The 22,820-nt window shown below is 63.5% G+C and carries 20 protein-coding genes; 6 read left to right on the top strand and 14 right to left on the bottom strand.

Translation table 11 applies throughout. The annotated features are described in order from the left end of the window. Positions 1–4: 4 nt before the first annotated feature. Complete coding sequence (locus AB4Z46_RS14850; protein WP_442284269.1) at positions 5–715, bottom strand: class I SAM-dependent methyltransferase; 711 nt, start codon at positions 713–715, stop codon at positions 5–7. A gap of 4 nt (positions 716–719) precedes the next feature. Then, complete coding sequence (locus tag AB4Z46_RS14845) at positions 720–1,781, bottom strand: glycosyltransferase family 2 protein (RefSeq protein ID WP_442284268.1); 1,062 nt, start codon at positions 1,779–1,781, stop codon at positions 720–722. A gap of 655 nt (positions 1,782–2,436) precedes the next feature. On the opposite strand from AB4Z46_RS14845, the gene AB4Z46_RS14840 reads away from it, so the two are divergent. The 6 genes from AB4Z46_RS14840 (at position 2,437) to AB4Z46_RS14815 (ending at position 8,729) form a co-directional block, all read left to right on the top strand. Further along, complete coding sequence (locus AB4Z46_RS14840; protein WP_442284267.1) at positions 2,437–3,681, top strand: oligosaccharide flippase family protein; 1,245 nt, start codon at positions 2,437–2,439, stop codon at positions 3,679–3,681. After that, entirely contained in the window at positions 3,674–4,615 is a 942-nt protein-coding gene (locus AB4Z46_RS14835; RefSeq protein ID WP_442284266.1) for a GNAT family N-acetyltransferase, read from the top strand. The genes AB4Z46_RS14840 and AB4Z46_RS14835 overlap by 8 nt, the downstream gene beginning before the upstream one ends. Continuing rightward, a complete protein-coding gene (locus AB4Z46_RS14830; protein WP_442284265.1) occupies positions 4,602–5,360 on the top strand; it encodes a class I SAM-dependent methyltransferase in 759 nt (252 codons plus the stop codon). Before AB4Z46_RS14835 ends, AB4Z46_RS14830 begins: the two co-directional genes overlap by 14 nt. A gap of 54 nt (positions 5,361–5,414) precedes the next feature. Further along, the gene (locus AB4Z46_RS14825) at positions 5,415–6,485 is read left to right on the top strand and encodes a glycosyltransferase family 4 protein (protein ID WP_442284264.1); all 1,071 of its coding nucleotides are present in this window, start codon (positions 5,415–5,417) and stop codon (positions 6,483–6,485) included. Positions 6,486–6,546: 61 nt separating this feature from the next. After that, positions 6,547–7,638, top strand: coding sequence for a hypothetical protein (locus tag AB4Z46_RS14820; RefSeq protein ID WP_442284263.1), 1,092 nt, complete (start codon positions 6,547–6,549; stop codon positions 7,636–7,638). Next, the gene (locus AB4Z46_RS14815; protein WP_442284262.1) at positions 7,635–8,729 is read left to right on the top strand and encodes a glycosyltransferase; all 1,095 of its coding nucleotides are present in this window, start codon (positions 7,635–7,637) and stop codon (positions 8,727–8,729) included. The genes AB4Z46_RS14820 and AB4Z46_RS14815 overlap by 4 nt, the downstream gene beginning before the upstream one ends. Before the next feature lie 39 nt (positions 8,730–8,768). On the opposite strand, the gene AB4Z46_RS14810 is transcribed toward AB4Z46_RS14815, so the two are convergent. The 12 genes from AB4Z46_RS14810 to AB4Z46_RS14755 all read right to left on the bottom strand — a co-directional run bounded on the left by AB4Z46_RS14810 (position 8,769) and on the right by AB4Z46_RS14755 (position 22,797). Then, positions 8,769–9,887 carry a DegT/DnrJ/EryC1/StrS family aminotransferase gene (locus AB4Z46_RS14810; RefSeq protein ID WP_442284261.1) on the bottom strand — a complete coding sequence of 373 codons (1,119 nt, stop codon included), beginning with the start codon at positions 9,885–9,887 and terminating at the stop codon, positions 8,769–8,771. Positions 9,888–9,895: 8 nt separating this feature from the next. Then, the gene (locus AB4Z46_RS14805; protein WP_442284260.1) at positions 9,896–10,477 is read right to left on the bottom strand and encodes an acyltransferase; all 582 of its coding nucleotides are present in this window, start codon (positions 10,475–10,477) and stop codon (positions 9,896–9,898) included. Next, complete coding sequence (locus AB4Z46_RS14800) at positions 10,474–11,421, bottom strand: Gfo/Idh/MocA family protein (RefSeq protein ID WP_442284259.1); 948 nt, start codon at positions 11,419–11,421, stop codon at positions 10,474–10,476. The genes AB4Z46_RS14805 and AB4Z46_RS14800 overlap by 4 nt, the downstream gene beginning before the upstream one ends. Before the next feature lie 4 nt (positions 11,422–11,425). Then, positions 11,426–12,721, bottom strand: a complete 1,296-nt coding sequence (locus AB4Z46_RS14795; protein WP_442284373.1) for a nucleotide sugar dehydrogenase — start codon at positions 12,719–12,721, stop codon at positions 11,426–11,428. Next, the gene (locus AB4Z46_RS14790) at positions 12,718–14,628 is read right to left on the bottom strand and encodes a polysaccharide biosynthesis protein (RefSeq protein WP_442284258.1); all 1,911 of its coding nucleotides are present in this window, start codon (positions 14,626–14,628) and stop codon (positions 12,718–12,720) included. Before AB4Z46_RS14790 ends, AB4Z46_RS14795 begins: the two co-directional genes overlap by 4 nt. Positions 14,629–14,743: 115 nt before the next feature. Next, positions 14,744–16,579, bottom strand: a complete 1,836-nt coding sequence (locus AB4Z46_RS14785) for a Wzy polymerase domain-containing protein (RefSeq protein ID WP_442284257.1) — start codon at positions 16,577–16,579, stop codon at positions 14,744–14,746. A 128-nt stretch (positions 16,580–16,707) separates the two neighbouring features. Beyond that, positions 16,708–17,160: a pilin gene (locus AB4Z46_RS14780; RefSeq protein WP_442284256.1), complete on the bottom strand. Its 453-nt coding sequence runs from the start codon at positions 17,158–17,160 to the stop codon at positions 16,708–16,710. Positions 17,161–17,363: 203 nt separating this feature from the next. Continuing rightward, complete coding sequence (locus AB4Z46_RS14775; protein ID WP_442284255.1) at positions 17,364–18,638, bottom strand: type II toxin-antitoxin system HipA family toxin; 1,275 nt, start codon at positions 18,636–18,638, stop codon at positions 17,364–17,366. Beyond that, positions 18,635–18,928, bottom strand: coding sequence for a helix-turn-helix domain-containing protein (locus AB4Z46_RS14770; protein WP_442284254.1), 294 nt, complete (start codon positions 18,926–18,928; stop codon positions 18,635–18,637). The genes AB4Z46_RS14775 and AB4Z46_RS14770 overlap by 4 nt, the downstream gene beginning before the upstream one ends. 50 nt (positions 18,929–18,978) lie before the next feature. After that, the gene (locus AB4Z46_RS14765) at positions 18,979–19,791 is read right to left on the bottom strand and encodes a 3',5'-cyclic-nucleotide phosphodiesterase (protein ID WP_442284253.1); all 813 of its coding nucleotides are present in this window, start codon (positions 19,789–19,791) and stop codon (positions 18,979–18,981) included. Between the two features lie 36 nt (positions 19,792–19,827). Next, positions 19,828–22,095, bottom strand: a complete 2,268-nt coding sequence (locus AB4Z46_RS14760) for a CHASE2 domain-containing protein (protein ID WP_442284252.1) — start codon at positions 22,093–22,095, stop codon at positions 19,828–19,830. A gap of 45 nt (positions 22,096–22,140) precedes the next feature. Further along, positions 22,141–22,797 (bottom strand): FHA domain-containing protein, encoded by a 657-nt coding sequence (locus AB4Z46_RS14755; protein ID WP_442284251.1) that lies wholly within the window; start codon positions 22,795–22,797, stop codon positions 22,141–22,143. Positions 22,798–22,820: the final 23 nt, after the last annotated feature.

The raw sequence follows: 22,820 nt of genomic DNA, 5'->3' as shown, positions 1-22,820 counted from the left end.
GGGGTCAATCCTTGGCGATCCAGCACAGCACGTGGGTGCGCAGGAAAGGCATGAGGTTGAAGAGATGGTATGCGGCCGGGTGAAGGCGGCAGACGCGGCGGCTGATCGGTGGCGCGAGGGTCACGCGACGTGCCGTCATGCGCCCTTGAGGGAAGAGGGCTTTCACCCGACGGAGTGGTACGGCCCGGACGTCGTTGTTGGAGGGATTGTCGTAGACGAAGTCGTACCAAAGCACGCCGCCGCCGGGTTTGACCCATGACCACATTGCATTGGCCAAGGACTGCTGAACGGCGTCGTCGAGCACCGACGAGAACACCGTCGATGAGAAGACGATGTCGGTGCTATGTTCGGCGATTGGGGCCACCGTAGCGTCTCCCGCGAGCACGGTAAGCGCACTCGGCAGTCTCTCCCTCGCCAAATCGACCCTGTCAGCCAAAAGCTCGATGCCCGTGAGGTGATGCGGAGCGAAGCCCCAGCGCAGAAAATCCAGGAGATTCGATCCATCGCCGCACCCGACTTCGACAAGGCTGAGCCTTGCCATCTGCGAAAGGCCGGCGGATTGCAGCAGCGAAATTGCGACGCGATGACGCTCTTGAAGCGACAGAAGAGCCGCCGCATCCGTCACCTGATAGCGAAAGTCCTTGACCTCCCGTGCAGCATACCGCTTATGCACGGCGTCCAGTTCGGCCTGATGCTGGAGCTCCCGTTGATCCACCCAGCTACCTCGTCAACGCTGCAAAGCGATCTCGCGCGGCACTCTTCCTCAGAGCGTCCCAACAGCCGGCGATGAAACCCAATCCATAGCCGAGCTGGTATGCCGCAACGACAACGGGAAGGCGCAGCAACACGCCGACCTTCGGCTTTTGTTCGATTGCGAGTGCTATCGCGACCGCGATCAGCGCTGCGCCATAGGCGATCGGTAGTCCTAACCAAGACCAGATGGGCGCGCCGAACGCTGCCAGTCCCACAGAGACGGTCAATCCGAGTACCAGCGTTCCTGGAACAAGTTGACGCCACGCGGCAGGTTGACCAAATTTCCTCATGACAAAGGGTTTCCAGTACCCGTACTGGGCATACTGCCGGAAGACTTGACTGAGGCTTCGCCTGGGCCTGTAGACGCTCCGGATTCGCGACGACTGCCAGACATGTCCTCCGCCTCGAACGATCCGCAAGTTGTGCTCGTCATCCTGATTTCGTACCAGCGACTCGTCAAAATTACCGAACCGCTCAAAGGTCAAACGCGGCCAGCAGCCAAGGTAAACGGTATCGACCCAGCCGTCGTAGTCGAGACGCCGAGACAGGGCGCCGCCGGCCACCCATCGAGACTGAAACGCCATCGCAACCGCCTGCTGCATTGAACCTGCGCCTTCTTCAGGCTCAGCCTTCCACGCTCCACCGACGTTCGATGCGCCGGTTTCAGCCAGCACAGCGAGGCACTGCTCTACGTAGTCAGGCGCGTACTCGCTATGCACGTCCATTCGGACAATGACGGACCCTGCTGCGCGGGCCAGGGCCCTGTTCAGGCCGGAGGAAGTTATTCTGTGTGGATTGTCGATCCACACAACACGAGAGTCAGCGCTCGCCAAGTGCCCCAAGCGGTCCCGCGTGTCGTCGTCACTCATTCCATCGGCAATGACCAGCTCAAGTGCCCAATCGGCCGGCATTGTCTGCCCCAAGGCGCTTTGGCAGAAGCGCTCGATGTATGCAGACTCGTTGCGACAAGGCACGATGATGCTCACGATGCGCGCCACGCTTGAACTGGTCTCTGTGGAAGTGGTCATTTCAATTGCATGCTGGTCACAAACCGGGAGAGGTCCTTTCGGGTGCCCCCGCAATCATACAAAGCGCTGCCGTCCGATCACCTGTGGCCGGGCAAACTCCTCCGAGCAGGACGGTCGGATTGTCGGGTGTTTTCAGACCTTTCCTGAATGGCTGAGGACAAGCGAGGCGCGTAACGCCGGAGGCAAGTGCCGGCTGCTTTCGAGAGCCGCAGATTTTGGATGGTCGGCCATCTCGTAAAATCCGTCGCGCTTGCGCCCCCCCCGGTTCCCAGGGGTTTAGCAACCTAGGCACATTCTCCCCATGCACGTCCGACGGCCCGCTCTCGATCGCAAGTCCCGCTTCGGCCAGGTCGGCTGCGGCCACTTCGAGGGGAACCACTTTGATGCCAGCAAGGCGCGCGCCGCTGGCCGCGGGCTGACCGACGTGTGCGCCCCGGCCCCGCTGACCGCGGCGGTGGCCCGCACTGGCGCCCGTGAGCATGCGAATCTGCCGAAGACGCTGGCCGCCACCCAGGCGGAGTGCACCATCCTGGCCATGCCGAGCAGCCTCCATCCGGCGCAGGCGATCGAGTCCGCATGCGCTGGCTGTGAGGGGCCACTCCCAAGTCGCCTCGACACTTGGGCCGGGTGGATTGCGTAGGCCTGGCCGAAACCGATGGGAAAGTCATTTGTCGCGAGCGTGCTCACCGTGGCTGGAGGCTCGGCGATTGCGCAGGCGATCGCTCTCGTCTCGTTCCCGTTCATCACGAGGCTGTACTCTCCAGACGTCTATGGACTCTTTGTTGTCTTCCTCGCGTATGGCGGGTTCGTCGGGCCCATCGCGTGTGGCCGGTTTGACGCCGCAATCGCGCTCCCCAAGAACAACCGCGGCGCGTCGGCGGTTGCGCTGGGCAGTCTCGCGACGGCTGTCTTTGCGGCAGTGCTGACCGCCGCGTCGATACTCGTCTTCGGCGCCGGGACGATCGGCTCCGGCAAAGCCGTCGCGTTAGGCCTTGCGCTCTACGTGCTGCTGGCAGGGGCGCAACAAGTCTTCACCAACTGGAGCGCACGGACACGGGACTACGCACGCCTGTCTGCGGCGCGCATCGTGCAGTCGACCGTCGCCGCGCTACTGTCGATTGGCCTGGCGCGAACATACGACGCAGATGCCAGCATGCTCGTCGTGGCGACGCTCGCAGGGCAGGCAGTCGCGCTGGTGGTTCTGCTGACGGGACTCCGTGCGTCCGGGTTCGCGTTTGATGTGAAAGCCCGTCAGGTATTTCGCATGCTCAGGTACTTCCGCCGAATCGCCGTATTCAATGTGCCCCACGTTCTTTCCGATGCCGCCCAGGCGTCGGGTATCCCGCTTGTCATCGCGGTCATGTTCGGAACCCAGGCGGCGGCCTACTACTCATTCTCGATGCGATTGTTGAAGGCGCCGTTGAATCTGATCGGCAGCGCCATTTCGCAGGTCTATTACCCGAGGGCGGCTGCGCATCGCAACGACCACTCCAGGCTCAGACAAGACGCCCTTGGCATACTCAAGGTGCTGGGCGCTGCTGCGTGCTTCTTTCAACCGGTGCTGCTGCTGATCCCCGACTCTGCCTATCGGCTTGCCTTCGGAGAGTCCTGGAGCGGCATCGGCAGCTATCTGCGCGCCCTGTCCCCGTGGATCCTGACGTCGTTCGTGGTTGGTCCAATGGGTGTGCTATATCTGCTCAAGGGTCGCGTGGCGCTAGTTCTTGTCCTTGCGCTGGGAGGCTCTGTACTTGCGTTCGGGATTTTCGGCGTCGCTTGGGCCACCTCAACCTCGGTGCTCGCAACGATGTGGGCTTTGTCGCTGGGCATGGCGCTGTATTTCGTTGCGTCGACCTTTCTCGAATTCGCCGTCGTCATCGGTCGGGAGAACGAGCATGCATGACGACATTTTCGACGAGGTGTCGATCCGGTCCGCGTTTGAGCGCTCCCTCCAAATGCGCGCCAGACCCCTAATCGTGACCGGGCATGGGTCCCAGTCGGACACGGGCTGGTTTTTCGAGCGCAGCCGTTTTGGGATGCGGCGCGTGGAGGTCGCTCCGATCGGCTTCTATGCGTCGTTGTGCGCTGACGATGCCCGGCTGGCGGCGTTGCGCCGCTTCATCGATAGCGAGCGGCTTTCCCTACGCAACAACGTGAGGATCAACCTGAACCCGCTGGAGACGCACTCGGGGGACTTGATTTCGTACGCTGCCTCACGCGGATACGGCGTGGTCATGAACCAGGCCCACTTGCTTCCGATTGGCCCTTCGATTGACGCCATGCGCGCGAAGTACCACAGCACCAAGCGCTACGAAGCGCTACGCGAAGTCAGGATTCGATCATTGATACGCGTCGCCGACAACGTGAGGGATTTGGACGATTACTTTTCGGTCTACGCTGCGTCGCTGATGCGCTGGGGCCGCAATGGATTCGTCTATCCGCCCGACCTGTTCCGAAATCTGCTGTCGTCACCCGCAGTCCGCTTCTGGATGCACTATGTCGAGGACCGCCTGGCGTGTGCCATGGTCGTTCTGTACAGTCGCTCCTATGCACTGTATTGGCAAGGGGTCTCCAGGATCGACGGTGACCAAAAGCCGGCCTATCCGATGGTTAAGCTCATGGACGCGGTCTTGCAGGATCTCGTGCAGCGGGGTGTCCCGGTCCTCAACCTCGGGGCCAGCGGCGGATTGCCCAACGTGCAGCGGTTCAAGGAGGGATTTGGCGCGCTGCCAAAGACGTATGCGTCGCTGACGTTTCGATCACCAATCTGGCGTATTGCGGATCGCGTGCGACGGGCCGTGCCGCTTGCAGGGAGTAAGTCCGATGGTAAAAGTTGACTGGGATTCGCGGGCCAAGGAAGGCGTCGCGCATCAGGCCGTGATCGATCCGGGAGACAAGTCTGGACTGAAGAACGCCTTGATCGATCGCATCCAATGGAGCCAGATCCATGAGTGGGTCGGTCGCCGCAAGAGCGTGCTCGACTTCGGCTGCGGCGTCGGTCGTTTTGCGGAGCGGATCGCGCGGACGGGCGTGCTCTATCACGGCGCCGATGCATCGCAGGAGATGATCGAGGTGGCGCGGCGACTGCACGGCGACGGACCTGCGGTCTTCAAGCGAGTGGACGGCCCAACGCTGCCGTTCGACGCGGGCAGTTTCGACGGCTGCCTGACCGTCTATGTGCTTCAGTATCTGAAAACTTCCGACGGAGCCCAGTTGCACAGAACGGTCGCGGAGCTGGCCAGGGTACTGACGACCGATGGTGAGTTGCTGCTGATCGAGCAGGCGAGCGCTTCAGAAGGATGCTCCGGATCTGTATCGGAAGCAGCCACCGAGCAAGACTATCGGGACGCGCTGGCCAGCCACTTTGACGTTACCGAAGTTCGCCGCATCCGTTGCGGCAACCTGTCGCGGTTGAGTTCGCTCTTCATCCAGCACGGCGAACGCCTGCCCTTGCGCAGTTCCATCGAAGGGCTGTTGGCGCGGCGTGAGGCGTCCATCGCCGAAAACTTGACCCCCGAGCGCCTACAGCTTTTGACGTACTACGAACTCTGCATCGTCGCAACCAAGCGAGGCGCACCCTGAGATGTTCATGGGTCGATCATGCGCTTCAACGTGGTCAGTCGCGGGAGTAAACCAGTGAGCAGCGAGTCGCCAGTACTCGTGGTCGGTACGGCGTCGATTCACGTCCGGCGATTTGTCGCCGGGCTCTGCGAGGCGGGTCAGTCCGTCGTGCTCGTAACCGAGTCGGCGGAGCGCCTGGTCGATCACCCCTTACTGCTCGACCAGCAGGCAGCGGACTTTACGATGCGGCGGAAAGCTGCCACCGGCGTCGTGCAACGATGCATTGAGCAGTGGCGGCCGAAACTGGTGCACGCCCATCAGGCCAGCAACGTGGCTTGGCATGCGGGGCGCGCGGCTCGCCATGGCGGGCTGCCGCTGGTGCTGACACTTTGGGGCTCGGACGTCCTCAGGCTGCACGAATGGAACTGGCTGTATCGGCACCTCATGCGCAGCACGCTCCGCGCGGCGTCAGCGTGGACTGCCGATGCTCCGATTTTGCTCTCCACTGCAGAACGGATCTGCCACCCGAAGGCGGCACCCCTGCGCGAGTGGATCCCGATCGGCATCGATCCGCCGCCGGCGATCGGCGTGGTGCAGCGCGAGCGTCGCGTGCTGTCTTGCCGATTGCACAAGCCGCTGTACCGCATCGATGCGATCCTGCGCGCATTCGCCGGCCTTCCAGAGGCACGTGACGACTGGATTCTGGAAGTGGCCGGCGCAGGGGATCAGTCGGCCGAGTTGCAACAACTCGCCCGACACCTGGGTCTGGACGGACGTGTGGAATTCACCGGCATGCTGTCGGCGACCGAGTTGGCGCGCGCCTACCGCCGCAGCGCACTGTTCGTGAGCGTGCCCGAATCCGACGGTACGGCCGTCAGCCTACTGGAGGCGATGGCGGCGGGCTGCCTGCCGGTACTAAGCGACTTGGCGGCGAACCGGGAGTGGGTTCAGGACGGGCGCACAGGGTTGCTCGTGAGCGATCTGGCCAAACTCGGCACGGCGTTGTCACGGGGCATGCAGTGGTGGGCCTCGGGACAATGGGACAAAGAGAGTCGCCTGACGAACGAACTCATGGTCACGCAGCGTGCCCTGCTGGCCAACAACATGCGGCAGTTCATGGCCCTCTACGATCGGGTGGCAAGTTGAGCGCCGGCGTCCAAGTACAGAGTCGCGCGCATCTCGTTGGGTACGATCGCGGACATAGCCGATGCGGATAGTCTTCCACCACCCTTTGCCGATCCGCGCGGATGCCAGCTCCGCCAGTGGGATCCGCCCTTTTCAGATGATCGAGGCGTTCCGTTCGCTCGGCTACGAAGTCGACACGGTGTGCGGGTACGCCGCCGACCGGGCGCGCGCGATCGAAGTGGTGGACGCGAGGATCCGGCGGGGCGAGCGCTACGCCTTCATGTACGGCGAGAGTTCGACGGAACCGACCCTGCTGACCGAGCGGCATCACTTGCCGACCCAGCCGCTCCTCGACTTCGGCTTCTTCTCCCGGCTCAAAGCGCGCGGCATTCCGCTCGGGCTGTTCTACCGTGACATCTACTGGCGCTTTCCAGAGTACGGCACGGCGCTGGCGCCTTGGAAGCGCGGCGCCGCACGCCTGATGTATCGGTACGACCTGTTCCAGTACCGCCGGCTCCTCGACCGCTTGTACCTGCCGTCGATGGAAATGGCTAGGCATGTGCCATGGATCCGACCAGATTCCATGGCGGCGCTGCCACCTGGCCACATCGATCGATCGCCGGTGCGACGCCCGGACGGAACGTTGAGGCTGCTTTATATCGGTGGTCTCGGCTCGCACTACAGGATGCACGCTCTGTTCCGCGCGCTGCACGCGCTGCCAGAGGTTCACCTCACACTGTGCACGCGCGAAGCCGAGTGGCAGGCGGTGTGTCGAGAGTACTCGCTCCCGCCAGCTGGCAACGTCAACGTGGTCCACCGTGCGGGGCCGGAGCTTCAGGCCTTGTTCGAGGAAGCCGACGCATGCCTCCTGTTCGTCGAGCCGCAAGCGTACTGGGAGTTCGCCGCGCCGGTGAAACTGTACGAGTACATCGGTGCGGAACGTCCGGTGATCGCGAGCGCAGGGACGCTCGCCGGTGGCTTCGTCGCGCAACACGACATCGGCTGGACGCTGCCCTACACCGACGAGGCGATCACGGCGCTGCTGAGACGCCTGAGCGAGAACCGCAGCCTCCTCGCACCCAAGCGAGACGCGCTGCTACGGATTCGCCCCCTGCACACCTGGCAGGCGCGTGCGCAGCAGGTCGTCTCGGACCTGATCGGAGCGTCGCGATGAGAGTGGCGATCCTGGCAGCTGCTTCGGCAGTGCATACGATGCGGTGGGTCAATGGCCTGGCCGGTCGAGGCCTCGATGTGCACCTGATCAGCATTCATGAGCCGCTGCGGGACATCGACCCACGCGTCCGGATACATCGGCTTGGCTGGTCCGCTCCGGCGGGCTACCTGCTGGCCGGGCCGGCCTTGCGCCGGCTGCTGCGTGAGATCGCCCCAGATGTTCTCAACGCTCACTACGCCACCGGCTACGGAACGCTCGCATGCGCCAGCCGATTCGAGCCGCTGCTGCTCTCGGTCTGGGGCAGCGACGTGTATGACTTTCCGTGCAACACACCGTTGCACCGCATGCTGGTGCAGGCAAATCTGCGTGCGGCAACGGCGATTGCGTCGACCAGCCACTGCATGGCTAGGCAGGTGGCATCGCTGGATCCAAAACTGCGCGTCTTCATCACGCCATTCGGGGTCGATGAGAAGATCTTCACCCCTGCGCCGAGCGGGCGGGATTCCGACTCCATCGTGGTTGGTACAGTCAAGACGATGAGCCGGAAGTACGGCATCGACGTGCTCATTGATGCCTTCGCGCAGGCGACGAGTGGCGGCGGCGACGCGGCGGCGCGCCTGCGGCTCGAGATCACCGGCGGCGGACCCGACCAAGCGTCGCTTCAGCGCCGGGTCGACCGCCTTGGTCTCTCTGATCGGGTCGTCTTTCATGGCGCTGTTGCGCATCACGATGTGCCCAGGATGCTCCATCGCCTCGACATCTTCGCCGCGCTCAGCCGCGACGACTCGGAGAGCTTCGGCGTGGCGGCGGTCGAGGCAGCCGCATGTGGCAAGCCGGTTGTCGTCTCGGATGTCGAGGGACTGGCCGAAGTCACGCAAGACGGCGTGACTGGAATCGTTGTCCCACGCGAAAATCCGACGGCGGCGGCGCAGGCCATCCTGCGACTTGCCGCCGATCCCGCATTGCGTGCAGGAATGGGGCGTGCTGGCAGGGAGCACGTCTTGAAGCACTACACCTGGGAGCACTCACTGGAGTGCATGATCGACGCCTATCGGGCGGTTGTAGAACTGCGGCCCGTCGATTCACCTTGACTGCGATCGTTGGCGAACCGACACAGTTCATCGCGGCCTTCACTTGATCTCTGCTCGTAGGGCAGAGGTCAGTGCAGCGACGACTCGGTCCTGTTCGGAAGCGGTCAAATCAGCCCCCATCGGCAAACTAATGACCTGCTGGCCGGCAAGCTCACTGGCTGAACATGCTTGAACAATAGATACGTCGGCAAATGCCGGCTGTTGATGCAGCGCAATCGGATAGTGAATGGCGGTGGGAATGCCTTCAGAGGCCAGGCGGGCCTGCACAGTGCTTCGGCTAGTCGTGGCTCCGCTGTGGATGCGTACGGTGTACTGTGCCCATGCTGATGAACGATCACTGCGCACTGCTGGTAAGCCAATGCGTTGGTCATCAAGCAACGCGGAGTAGCGGGATGCAAGTACCGAGCGCCTTTCAAGCTCCCATTCAAACCGCTCCAGCTTCGCCAGCACCACAGCGCACTGCAACGTATCCATGCGCCCCCCCACACCGACGCGCATATGCGTGTACCGCGCGCTTTGCCCGTGCACTCGGATCTCCCGGCACGCCTGCGCCAGCGCATCGTCATTGGTGAACATCGCCCCACCATCCCCATAGCAGCCCAATGGTTTGCTCGGAAAAAAGCTCGTGCAGCCAACCGTGCTCAGGTTGCAGCTCTTCCGCCCCTTGTAGCTCGCGCCAAAGCTCTGTGCCGCGTCCTCGATCACTGCCAGTCCTTGCCGCTCGGCGATGGCATTGATTTCGTCCATGTCCGCACATTGACCGTACAAGCTCACCGGCATGATGGCTCGCGTGCGCGACGTCACCCTTGCCTCGATCAGGCTCACATCAATATTGCAGGTGTCCGGTTCGATGTCCACAAACACCGGCACGCCGCCCAGCAACACGATCACCTCCGCCGTAGCCGCGAAGGTGAATGGTGTAGTGATGACCTCGTCTCCAGGCCTGAGGCCGATCGCCATCAATGCGATCAACAACGCCTCGGTCCCGCTGGCCACGGTGATGCAGTGCTTGGCACCCGTGTAGGCCGCCAGTTTTTCTTCCAGCTCCCGGACCTCGGGGCCCATGATGTACTGACCATGGTCGAGCACCCGGTGAATGCGCTCGTCAATCTGCGACTTGAGCGCCCTGTATTGCGCCTTGAGGTCGACGAACTCCATTCTTTCGTTCACGCCACCACCTCGCTTTCGGGCGTGCAGACGTCACCTTGCAAGAAGTAGGTTTCGCCGGTGGCTGCACATGTCGCGCGCCCTTCCGCAAACACCAGTCGCTCACCATGCTTGCTCATCCAACCGACTTGCCGGGCAGGCACGCCAAGCATCAACGCGAAATCGGGCACATCACGATTGACCACAGCACCCGCGCCGATGAACGCGTAGCGGCCCACGGTCGTTCCGCAGACGATCGTGCTGTTGGCGCCCAACGTGGCGCCCTGACGCACAAGCGTGCGTCGGTATTCATTCTTGCGGCTGACGGCCGAACGCGGGTTGTACACGTTGGTGAAGACCATGCTGGGGCCGCAGAACACATCATCTTCGAGCGTGACGGCGTCATAGACGCTGACGTTGTTCTGGATCTTGACGTTGCTGCCGATGCGCACGTCGTTGCCCACAAAGACGTTCTGACCCAGCGAACAGTTCTGCCCAATCGTCGCACCGGCGCAAACATGCACCCAATGCCAGATGTGCGTGCCGGCGCCGATTCGGGCACCCGCGTCGACGATCGCCGTGGGATGAACGGTCGCGGTCACGTTGCCATCCGTCGCACAAAGGGATGGGCATCGGCAGGAACAGCAACCGGCTGCGCAGTCCGGATCAGTTGCACTGTCTCGATGGCGCGACGGGATTCTTCCAGTCCGAATCCATGTCCCGCCAGAATCTCGCGGTAGCTCACCGTGTGAAGATCGGTGAAGCCCTCAGAAAATTCGAGCGCTTCGCCGCTCACATCGATGGATCGGTAGGTCGTCTTCTGGCCGCGCACGCTCTCCGGCAGGTCGCCGGCATCGATCGAAAGAAACCAGCGCACGCGTGCGTGCTCGAGTTCCAGGAAACCGGCGGCCCTGTCGACCTCGTTGAGGTGCACAACGTTGCGCTGGGTCGCGCCGAAGATGAAGTGCAGCATGTCGAAAAAGTGCACACCGATGTTGGTCGCCACACCGAAGGATTTGCGCGGGTCGCCTTTCCAACTCGCCGCATACCACTTGCCACGCGAGGTGATGTAGGTCAGCGTCACGTCGAACTTGCGATCCAGCCGCGCCTGTCTCACCTTTTCACGCAACTGCAGGATCGCTTCATGGTGGCGCAACTGGAGGATGCTGTAGACGCAGCGGCCGGTTTCGGATTCCACCCGTACGAGTTCATCGAGCAGGTCCGGCGTCGGCACGAGCGGCTTCTCACAGATCACATCGCACCCCAGACGCAGCCCCGCGGCGATGTGCGCATGGTGCAGATGGTTGGGCGAGCACACTGAGAAATAGTCCAGCGCGGTCGAGGGCGACCGACGCAGGCGCTGGCCGTGTTCATAGAACGACTCGAAATCGGTGAAGAAGGCCGACTGTGGTGCGAAGCTGTCGATGATGCCGACCGAGTCGTTGATGTCGTAGGCCACGGCGAGCGTGTTGCTCGTATCCCTGATGGCACGCATGTGCCGCGGTGCGACAAAGCCGGCGGCGCCGACGAGTGCGAAGTTCTTCATAGCTTCAAAGCCTGAACACGGTGAAGCCGGCGCTTGCTGCCTCGTGGCGGTCGTACAGCGACTTGACGTCGGTCAGCACGGGCGCCGCATGTCGGCAATAGCGTCGCAATGCCGAGGGCGTGAGCGCCCGGTATTCGGTATGTCCTACCGCAACGACCAGCGCGTCTACCGGATTGGTTTCATCGACGGTGCCGATCTGCAACCCGTATTCGTCTTGCACCTCGGCGTGACTGGCCCACGGATCAGCCACGACGACTTGCGCCCCCCAGGCCTCCAGTTCGCGCACCAGGTCGACCACCTTGCTGTTGCGGATGTCCGGGCAGTTTTCCTTGAACGTGATGCCGAGCACGCCGACCCTGCAGCGCGGCACGTCCATCCCGGCCTGCAGCATCAGCTTGATCGTGTTTCGCGCCGCGTAGCGAGCCATGTTGTCGTTGATTCGACGGCCGGCCAGGATGATCTGCGGGATGTAGCCGACCTGCTCCGCCTTGTGCGTCAGGTAGTACGGGTCGACCCCGATACAGTGGCCTCCGACCAGGCCGGGGCGAAACGGCAGAAAGTTCCACTTGCTGCCGGCAGCTTCGAGGACTTCGATCGTGTCGATATCCAGCCTGTCGAACAGGACGGACAGCTCGTTCATGAGCGCGATGTTGAGATCGCGCTGCGTGTTCTCGATGACCTTTGCCGCCTCGGCGACCTTGATGCTTTGCGCCTTGTAGGTGCCGGCCGTCACGACGCGGTTGTACAGACGGTCGACGGTCTGCGCCACCTCCGGCGTGCTGCCGCTGGTGATCTTGCGGATCTTCGCCAGCGTATTGACCTTGTCGCCCGGGTTGACCCGCTCCGGACTGTAGCCGCAGAAGAAGCCTTCGTTGAATCGTCGACCGCTGGCGCGTTCGAGTGCGGGCACGCAGACTTCCTCCGTCGCGCCCGGATAAACCGTCGACTCGTAGATCACGATGGCGCCGAGTGGCATTGCCCGACCCACCGTTTCACTGGCATTCAGCAAGTGCGATAGGTCCGGCCGGTTCGCGCTGTCGACCGGCGTCGGTACGGTCACGATGAAGACGTTGCAGTCGCGCAAATCGGCCGCATTCGCGCTGAAACTCAATTGCGTCGCGCCGTGCAGGTCCTCGGAGGGGACTTCGAGGGTTCGGTCGCGCCCGGCTTCGAGCTCTTCGATCCGGCGCTGATTCGTGTCGAACCCGACGACCGGCATCTGATGCCCGAAGGCCACCGCCAGCGGCAGGCCGACGTAGCCGAGACCGACAATCGCAATTCTGATTTCCTCGTCCGTCATGACGACCGCGCCGCATCGGGCGTGTAGCCAGGCACCATCGTGCACAGCAGCGCTGTCATCGTTTCGACATCATCGCTGCGGGCGGCGCTGAGAAGCCGCTGAAGGAGATCCTTGAGCACAGGCCATGTCATGAAATCTTCTTTCGCGCGAATGATCCGGGAATGTTCCGTAGGCAGCGGATTCTCTCCGATGAGAAGCTCTTCGAAGAGCTTCTCGCCGGGTCGAAGACCAGTGAAGGTGATCGCGATGTCTCCAGTAGGACGCGTCGCATCTCGGATCGTGTGCCCCGACAGCGCGATCATCCGCTTTGCCAGGTCCAGGATTCGCACCGGCATGCCCATGTCGAGCACGAAGAGGTCGCCACCCTCGGCCATCGCCCCCGCTTGCAAGACGAGTTGCGCCGCCTCCGGAATCGTCATGAAGTAGCGCGTGACCTCAGGATGCGTGATGGTGAGCGGCCCGCCTTCAGCGATTTGGGAGCGAAACAACGGCACGACGCTGCCGCTGGAGCCCAGCACGTTGCCGAAGCGCACCATCGAGAAGCAGGTCGCACGCGATCCCTGGATCTTACGGCTGGCGCCTTCGTCGAACGGATCGCCGTCACCGGCGGCGAGACATTGCAGGACAAGCTCAGCCACCCGCTTGCTGGCGCCCATGACATTGGTAGGGCGGACGGCCTTGTCCGTGGAAATCAGCACAAAGCGCTCGGCAGCCGCCTCGATGGCGGCGCGCGCCGTGTTCAAGGTACCGAGCACGTTGTTAACGACGCCGGCACCGGGATTGGCCTCGACCAAAGGCACATGCTTGTAGGCCGCCGCGTGATAAACAACCTTTGGCTGGTGCTTGCGGCAGATAGCGGAGATACGTTCGAAATTGCATACATCGGCCAGTAGCGGCAACAGAAGAACATCCGCCGCGTCGCGCTTGATCTGCGATGCCAGTTCCTGGTGAATACGGTAGAGCGCGAATTCGCTGTGGTCGACCAGAATCAACTGACTCGGCCCCACGCTCGCGATCTGGCGGCAGAGCTCACTGCCAATGCTGCCGCCGGCGCCGGTCACCAAAACCACCTTTTGCGCCAGGGTCCCAACCAACAGTTCCGGCCGTGGCGCCACGGCTTCGCGCCCGAGCAGGTCTTCCACGTCGAGGTCGCGAAAGTCGTCGACCGTCACACGACCACTCGCAAGATCCGCGAGGCCCGGGAGTGAGCGAATTCGAACCGGCAGGGACTGCAACTGGCCGATGATCTGATTGCGGCGCTCGCGACTTGCGCTCGGCAAAGCCAACAGGATGTCGTTGACTTGCAGCCGCCCGACGACATCCGGCGCCTGCGCCGCGGAAAAGACAGGCACGCCATTGATGCTTCCCCCGAATTTTCCGGGATCGTCATCCAAGAATCCTAATAGCAAATATTGCCGCGTATTGACCAAGGCCGCGGCGGTCTGGGCGCCGGCGCTCCCCGCGCCGTATATAAGCAGCCTATTGCTCAATTTGTTTGTTCTTCCCGCCAGCCAATGCCACGCCAGCGTTCGACTGGAGCTTACGAGGAGCAAAAAAATGAGTGGCTGAAGAATTATCAAGCTACGAGGAATACCTTCCCAGTGATACAGCAGCCATACAAATGGAAGTAACGCCAATCCATACAAAACCACAGCCCGACCGGTAGCCAGAATCGCAGCAACGCCCGTATAGCGAAATATCGCACGGTAAAGACCAAATTTCACAAAAATAGGAATAGCCAGAACCGGGGCAATAATATATGCCAACCACTCCGCCCCGACCGGTCGATGCAAGGCATCCAACCGAAGCGTGAATGCCAGCCAAGTAGACAAACATGCCAAGACACCATCGAGCACAACAACGGCAAGCTGTTTGCGGTGGCGAGGCCAGTTCAATACATCGCGCATTTGCGTAATATTTCCGCGATATCGAGATCGGTAGGTCGATGAAGTAACGTCAAAGAGGTGAAGCAAATATTTGATCTAAAAAAACCAATCAACTGTCAAACTCTTTACATTGACCTCATCGCTGTTTCTCGGGAGCGGCTATGGCAGTTGGTATGGCTATATAGCGCGGGCGCGACACCTTTGGCATTTCGATCGCCGACAGCACCGGCGAGGACACAGCTATCTCCCGCCAAGTGTTGAGTGCTGCCTCGCAACGCGCTCGGGGAACCATCAGACACATGCGCGTCAAAGCATCGCGAGCAGTGTCGGCGTGGCCGTTTTGCGCCGCCGACATGGCATAGACCAATTGGTTTCCATCAGACGGATAGCGTTCAACAATTGCGCGCATTGCTTCAAGCTGGCTCGGACTAACCTTTTCGCCGGCTTTCAGGCGCAAGAACCATAGGAATTCACGCAATTGGGTCAGCATCACCAATTCCGGGGGCTTGCTGTTGCGTGATGGGCCTACCCTGTTGCGCTCGAAGCGCACGCGCTCCAGACTGCGCTCTGCCAGGTTGTATTCGATCGCAATCCATGAAGTAAGGGCAGCCCCCACACTCAGCATTGCGACAGCAGGCCAGCGACCCAGAGCCAAGGCTCGACGCTTGGTGCACTCCTCATCGAGTGCGCCCATCATCAGTCCCGCGGGAAGAAGAAAATAGGCGTAGGTTTGCGGGAATTCGAGCAGTGAGTGCGTCAGCAATACGCCAATTGCAAACAGCAAGAGGCAGCCTTCGGCGGTATTTACGCGCAACGCCTTGACAGTTAGCCACAAGGCTAGCGCCGCCGTCATCAATCCGCCCAACAATACTCCGTTCTGAACCAGCAGATCGAGCACCAGGTTGTGGGCGCTCTGAAAGGTGTAGCGGAGACTTGGATGCTCGAGCGCGACCGCGGACTGGGCGACGGACAATTGATTCCAACCCCATCCTGTCCACGGGCGGAGAGTCAAGGCGTTCAGAAACAGTTCCCACGCGGCGGGACGTAGTCCGGGCGACATTTCGTCTGAGACAGTCCGCGCAGCATCGAAATGCAGCGCATGGTTTATGGACTGCCAAGTCACCACCATCAGGGCAAAGAACGCAGCCAGCGCCACAAGGGTCGGGGCATAGCGCCGAGTCCCCAGAGGCCGACGGTAGAGCACGGCGCCAATACCGAGCAAAGTGATCTCGAGCCAGGCGGTGCGCGATTGCGTCGCGACAATGCCGACCATCAGAAAGGCAGCGGCTAGCACTGCGATCCAGCCGCGCATTCTTCTGGAAAGGTAGGCCCACCAAATTGCCACCAAGCCCCACACTAGCAGCGTAGCCACATGGTTGGGTTGCCCAAGGTTGGCAAAAGGGCGATAGCCAGTTGGCAAATTAAGCGCCAGCAACCCCAATCCCGATAGGCTCAACAACTGATAGAGAATGAGCGCGGTAGAGAGCAGTGCCGCCACGCCAATCGAAAAGAGCAGTGAGTCAGCCAGCTGACCCGGAGCCAATTGTTGAAAACGCGCACCAACCAGCAGAGCGAGTGCAAATCCGAAAAGATAGGCGCTGACGATCCACGCGTCGCCCGCGAAATAGATCAGTCCTGAGGCAAATTGCAGAAGCGGCACACATGCGGACAGCAGCGCGACGATCACACTCACGTTCAGTGAAAGTGGCTTCGGACTGCGCGACACGATCCAGAAGGCGCCCGGCAGCAACGCCAGTACCATCGCCAGATCGGCATGAAAGGCGGCCCAGGGTATGAAATGAGTCGGCAAGAGCCAGGCGCCAGCGATCGTCAACGTCCACAACAACCACCACGGATTGAAGGGCAACTCGATTGGCCGCATGAAGGCTCGCGCCCACGCCCCCCAAGTTCGATCCACTTGCATCGCAGCGCCTGCAGGTCGGTCGCTGCGGTTGACCAGGAAAATATCCATTCGCAATACCTTCTCCCGGAGCACTAGGTCAGGCTATGCCACCGACCAGAAGTCGCGCATGCCAAGAAAAAAGGCTCCTACAGGAGCCTTTTCCTCTTCAGATGTCAAAGGATCGTTTTAGCACGAAATTACTTGCAGCTGGAGGGGAGAAACTTCGGATCGATTCCGCCAGTCCCTGAGGCAGCGCACGTCCAAAGAACCTGGCCGCCGGACGCCACCCCACTGAGGCTAAGCTTCTTGCCGCTGATCGCAGGTTCGGCGGCCGACGCTGTCACCTCAACATAACCCTTCGACGCATCCGTGCCTACGTAACTGACCGAGGCGACATACTTGGTTATTTGAGCGTCGATCGTGATCGACGCCGTATCAGGCATCATGCCGTTGGTATTCACAAATTCCGCGATATTGGTCTTGGCCGAAGAGCCGGCCAGAATCAACTCGCTGACCTTCGCACGAACCGTGTAGTCACGATAAGCCGGCAGCGCCACAGCAGCCAAGATACCGATGATCGCCACAACGATCATCAATTCGATCAGGGTGAAACCCTTTTGCACGTTACGTGCGATGTTCCGACGGTTCATTCATTCACTCCAGGTTGGTTTTGGGAGCCCGAGGAGGCCCCCGGTGCGCTCATGTCACCGCAGCATCCATGCCACCCCGGTTTTGCCCGTGCCAGCCCGCTTTTCCCGTGCAGTTGTTCACGTTCTAGTTACAACATGTGACGAGAACTGTTGCCCCTTACAGACGCGGGGTGACATTTTTGTCATCTCCCTGCCAACCCGCGTCATCCCCGCGGCTCCCGGCCGGCCGCACTCCCCGCCCGCTCCACCCGCATCCAAGCCCGCGCCCCATCCCACACCTGCGTCATCCGCTGCAGCAACTCCAGCGGCACCGCCGGATGCGGAGCGGCCAGCGCGGCGCTCATCGCCTCGCAGCTGTGCTCGATCACCGCGCCCGGATGATGGACGCCGCAGACATCGCGGCCGAAGGCCTCGAGTTCGGCCCGGTTCGGGTAGCTGCGGGCCGGGGATTTGTCKCCGCTGCGGCCGCCGCGCCGCCACTTGAGCGCCAGCGTGTGGTCGACGGTCTCGATGCCGCCCGGCCGCTCGTAGGCATAGAGCACGGTGCTCACCTGGTCGTACACCGGGCTGGGCCAGACCCGATCGTCGTCGTACAGCACCGCAAAATTCTTCAGATGGGCGTCGCCATTGCGCACCAGCACCGTCAGCACCAGCAGCTTGAAGAACTGGTGCAGGGCCGGCGCGGGTTCGCTGCACACCAGGCGCAGCGCCGCCGCCACGTCTTCGTAGCTCCCGATGTACTTGCGGCTGGACAGGCGCTCCCGCACGCGCAGCTGCATGACCGCCGCGATGTCCTCGAAGCCGAGGCGGCTGCCGTCGGGACGGATGTCGAAGCGGTCGAGCACCAGCAGCTTGCCGTCGGCCGAGAGGTCGGCGCGCGGCACGGGCAGCCCGGCGTGGCGCGCGGCTTCGAGGCACAGCCACTCGTTGGCGCTCAGGCCGGGGTAGCGCGGCCCCTCGGCCTTGACGATGGCGTTGGGGCCGGGCACCACGGCCTTGTCGGCCACCGGCACCATGATCTTGGGCTGGACGCCGGCCAGGCCGGTGCCCGGGCCCATGAAGGCGTCGACCAGTTCCTCGAACAAGGCCTCGCTGCGTCCGCCCGCGAGCAGGTCGTCGCGCGAGACCAGGCCGCCGGCCCCCGCGCCCAGCGGCGCTTCGCCGGGCATCTGGTAGGCCACGCGGCCGATGGCGCCGGCGCCCATCAGGGCCAGCAGGTGCATCTTCGTGACCTGGAACTTGCCGAAGCGCGCCAGGATGCGCTCGAACAGATAACCCTCGGGAAGGTTCATGTCGAGGGCGGCGAAGAGGTCGCCGTCCTGGAACACGCGGTCGGCGATCGGAAGGCCCAGGCCGACCTGGTGGCGCGCCTCGCCTTCGTAGACCAGCGAATAGATCGACCGCTTGGCGAGCAGGGCCTGCGGCTGGCCATGAACAGCGAGCTGCAGGTCCCGCAGTTTTTCGGGCAGCGCCGTCACGTGTCGTCGGGCTCTTGCAGGTGCGCGAATGCCTTCGCCAGGTCGGCCGCGCGCAGCGGGCCCGGCTCGCGCGGGTCCAGGCTCAGCGCCAGGCCGAGCGGCGCGAGCATGGCGAGCAGCGAGGCGAGGGAGACGTCCTTGCCGGCCTCGAGCCGGTAGACCGGCATGCGCGACAGGCCGGCGCGCTCGCCCAATGCGGCCTGGGAGAGCTTCTTGTGGCGGCGCGCACTGCGAATGACCGCCCCGACCTCGGACAGCGAGGAGATTGACGCGGCGGCTTTGCTATCCATATGTTGCATTATTCTTTATGAGACAGGAAGTGCAACATATAGATAGCAAATCAGACCTGCAGCACCTCCGCCGCCTGCAGCCACCGGATGTCCCACGCCTGCTTCCCACCGCTGCTGATCAGCGACCCGTCGGCGATGTTGTCGATCTGGCTCATGATTTCTTCCGTCTCCGCCGGCTTCGTGTGCGTGATGTAGATCGGATAGCTTCGCCCGGGTGCAATCTGGGCCAGTTCGTCCGCCAGGGTGGCGGGCGACAGGTGCCGGCTGCGCTGCGCCAGCGCCTGTTCGCGGTTGCTGAAGGCGGTCTCGATCACCAGCATCGCGACCTCCAGCTGGTTCACGCGCGCCCAGAAGGGTGCATTGCGCTCGGTGTCGCCACTGAAGACCCAATGGCCCTTGCCCTGCGCGCAGCGCACGGCGTAGCCGCAGGCCGGCACGGTGTGAACCGCCGGCAGCACTTCGATTTGCTTGGGCGCCTGGGTGCCGAGCTGCAGCTGCTGGCCGATCACGACTTCATGGAAGCTCACGAAAGGCGACTCCCGGCTCGGGATGCTGGCGAAATCGGGCCAGATGACGTTGTTGAAGATGTGGGCGCGCAGCGCCTCGATGGTGGCGCGCAGCGCATGCACGCGCAGCGGCCGGGTGCGGCGGCTGGCGATGGCGTCGAGCATCAGCGGCAGCGCGGCGACATGATCGAGGTGCGAGTGGGTCAGCACCACGTCGTCGATGGCGGACATCTCGTCGAGAGTGAGGTCGCCGACACCGGTGCCGGCGTCGACCAGCAGATCGCTGTCGACCAGGAAAGAGGTCGTGCGGCAGTCCTTGGCGATGGCACCGGAGCACCCCAATACACGCACCTGCATTTTCGCGAGACCTTTGACTTTCAGCCCGTAGGGCCGCTACTTCGAATCGAACCGGGTTGCGCCGTCCCATTGCGGGTCTTTGGGCTGCAACGACATCGAGGCTAATCGCTGTGCGTACAGCTGGTAAAGGACTTTTTTGGCATCTGCGGCGAGCAGGGGCGATAGGATAGCCTGAGCTTGTAACCAATCTTGTAGGCGGTACGCTGAAAGTGCGTTTTCCCACTGCTGGAGTTCCAGGCGGGCCTGCGGGCCGACGCTGGCCTGCCGGCCGACGGGGGTGAAGATCCGGACCGTCCGGGCCTTGCCCTGCACCCGCACGCTGTCCAGCTCCTGCCAGGCGAATCCGGGCGCGGCGCGCCGGGTGGCCTCGCTGGCGACGATCTCGACGCCGTAGTGCACGCCCAGGCCCTCGAGCCGCGACGCGAGGTTCACCGCGTCGCCCACCACGGTGTAGCTGCGGCGGACGGCCGAGCCCATGTCGCCGACGCTCATCACGCCGGTGTTGATGCCGATGCCGACGTTGATCTGCGGCAGGCCGCTCAGGCGATGGCGGCCGTTCAGCTCGTGCACCGCGGCCGCCATCTCGATGGCGGCCTGGACCGCCAGTTCGGCGTGGTCGGCGGCCTCGACCGGCGCGCCCCAGAACGCCATGACGCAGTCGCCCATGTATTTGTCGACGGTCCCGCGGTGGGCGCTGATGACCTCGCTCAGGCGGCTGAAGAAGGTGTTCAGGAAGGCCTGCAGGTCGGCCGGCGCCATCTGCTCGGCCAGCCGCGTGAAGCCGCGCATGTCGCAGAACATCACGGTGAGTTCCCTGTTCTCGGCCCGCATGGTGTAGCGCCGCGGATCGGCCCGCATCTCGTCCACGAGTTCCGGCGGCACATAGGTGCCGAACAGCGCGGCCAGGCCGCGGCTGGACCGGGCCTCGACGAAGTAGCCCCAGCTCATGTTGAGCACGAAGGACAGCGCGACCATCACCAGCGAGGCGGCCAGCGGCAGCACCAGGCCGGCGCCGAGGTAGAGCCAGGTGTTGACACCGATCAGCGCGGCGGAAATCAGCACCGCGGCCCCCACCGCGCGCGGCGCGGTGCTCAGCGACAGGCCGAAGGCGAGCGCGAGCCCGGCCGCGATCAGCATGACCAGCTCGTAGCCCACGGCGTAGTCTGGAACGGCCGGAATCCTCGAGTCCAGGAGCCCAGAGACGATGTTGGCGTGCACTTCGACACCCGGGAAGTCGGCCCCGACCGGGGTCGAACGCAGGTCCGTCAGGCCCGGCGCGGTGGAGCCGACGAGCACGATCTTGTCTTTCAGCTCGCCGGGCGCGAGCGCGCCCCGGATGACCTCGGCCGCCGAAACGTGACGGAAGGAGCCGCCGCGCGGGCCGCCCGGGCCGCGAAAGGGCACCAGCACGCTCGCCGTGCGGTCCACCGGGACCCGCAGCTGCGCCGTGCCGGTCGACAGCATGAGGGCCTCCAGCGGCGGCGGGCCGCCGGCCGACCCGGTGGGCGCCAGCACCGGCACCAGGCCCACGACCCCGGCGGCCAGGCGATGGACGACCAGCGCCAGGGATTCGTAATAGCCGGGCTGGGCGTCGTCGCCCTCGTAGCGCGCGATGAGCGGCACGGAGCGCACCACGCCGTCCACGTCCCGGTCGAGCACCACGTTCAGGAAACCGCCGGCCGGTGCCGCCTCGGCCAGCAGCTCGATGCTGCCGACGAAGCCGTTCCAGCGCGTCGTGTGCTCGCTGCCCTCGGGGAAGGCGCCGGCCGGCAGGACGGGGGCGGGCAATTGCCCCTTGGCGCGCGGCTCGGCGGTACGGGTGAAGTAGAAGCCGAGCGCCACCCGCCGGCCAGCGAGCGTGCGCGCGAAGGCGGCGTCATGGTCGAGCCCGGGCGAGAGCCGCTCGATCTCGCCGGCCAGGCCGGCCTGGCCCTTCAGCGGCCCTTTCGCGAGCTGGCGCAGGGCTTCGAGCCCCGAACCCGCATCGGGTTCGACGAAGAGCACGTCGAAACCCAGCGCGCGGGCCTGCTGGCGCTCCATGACTTCGGTGGTCAGCCGCGCCACCTGGTCGCGGCCCCAGGGCCATTGCCCGAGCTGCTGCAGGCTCGGGTCGTCGATGTCGACGATCACGATCCGCGGATCGAGCGTGCCCGGCATGGTGGCGCGCAGCCGCACGTCGTAGATGAAGCGGTCGAGCCGTTCGAGAAAGGGAAGCTGCCAGGCGCCCAGCACATGGGCCAGCGCGAGCACCACGGGCAACAGCGTGATCGCGATGCGGGCACCGTGGCGTCGCAGCGCGTTCAATGTGACCCCCGCCTTCGGCGGCAGCGCAGTGGATTCAGGGCCGGATCAGCTGATGACGAACTGCATCTGCGTGCCACCGAGTTCGAGCAGGTCGCCGTCCTGCAGCGCCACGGCCTCGCCGCCCAGCGGCTCGCCGTTGAGGGCCGTCTCGCCGTCGATCGGCGCCACCACGTAGCCGTGCAGCCGGCGCGTGACCGCGGCGACCGCCACGCCGGGCTTGCCGATGGTGGTGACGACTTTCTGCAGCGACAGCTCGCGTCCGGCACCGCTGCCGGACAGCACCCGCATGACCGCCGCGCCGGCCGTGCCGCCGCCCAGCGGCGACTGCACCGTGGGCGCGGAAGACAGCGGAATCGGGCCCGAGGGGGCCGCGACGACGGTGCGCGCCGGCGCCAGGCTCTCGCCCGCGCCGGTATTGCCGGCCAGGAAGCGGATCTTGTACTTGCCGACCTCGATGACGTCGTTCTGCTCGAGCGCCTGCTTCTTGATGGCTCGCCCGTTGACGTAGGTCCCGTTGGTGCTGTTGAGATCTTCCAGGTAGACATCGCCGCCGATCATGTGCAGCACGGCGTGCTCGCCGCTGATCGCGAGATTGTCGACCACGATGTCGTTGTAGGGCCGCCGTCCCAGCGTGGTCCGGTCCTTCGCGAGGGTCACGTCCTTGATGACGACACCGTCGATCGACACGATCAATTTGGGCATGACCGACTCCTGGATCTCGTTGG

The sequence above is a fragment of the Variovorax sp. M-6 genome (genome assembly GCF_052114385.1).
Classification (GTDB): domain Bacteria; phylum Pseudomonadota; class Gammaproteobacteria; order Burkholderiales; family Burkholderiaceae_C; genus Variovorax.
Note: the sequence above shows the minus strand (reverse complement) of the source record. Positions and strands in the feature narration are given on the sequence as shown.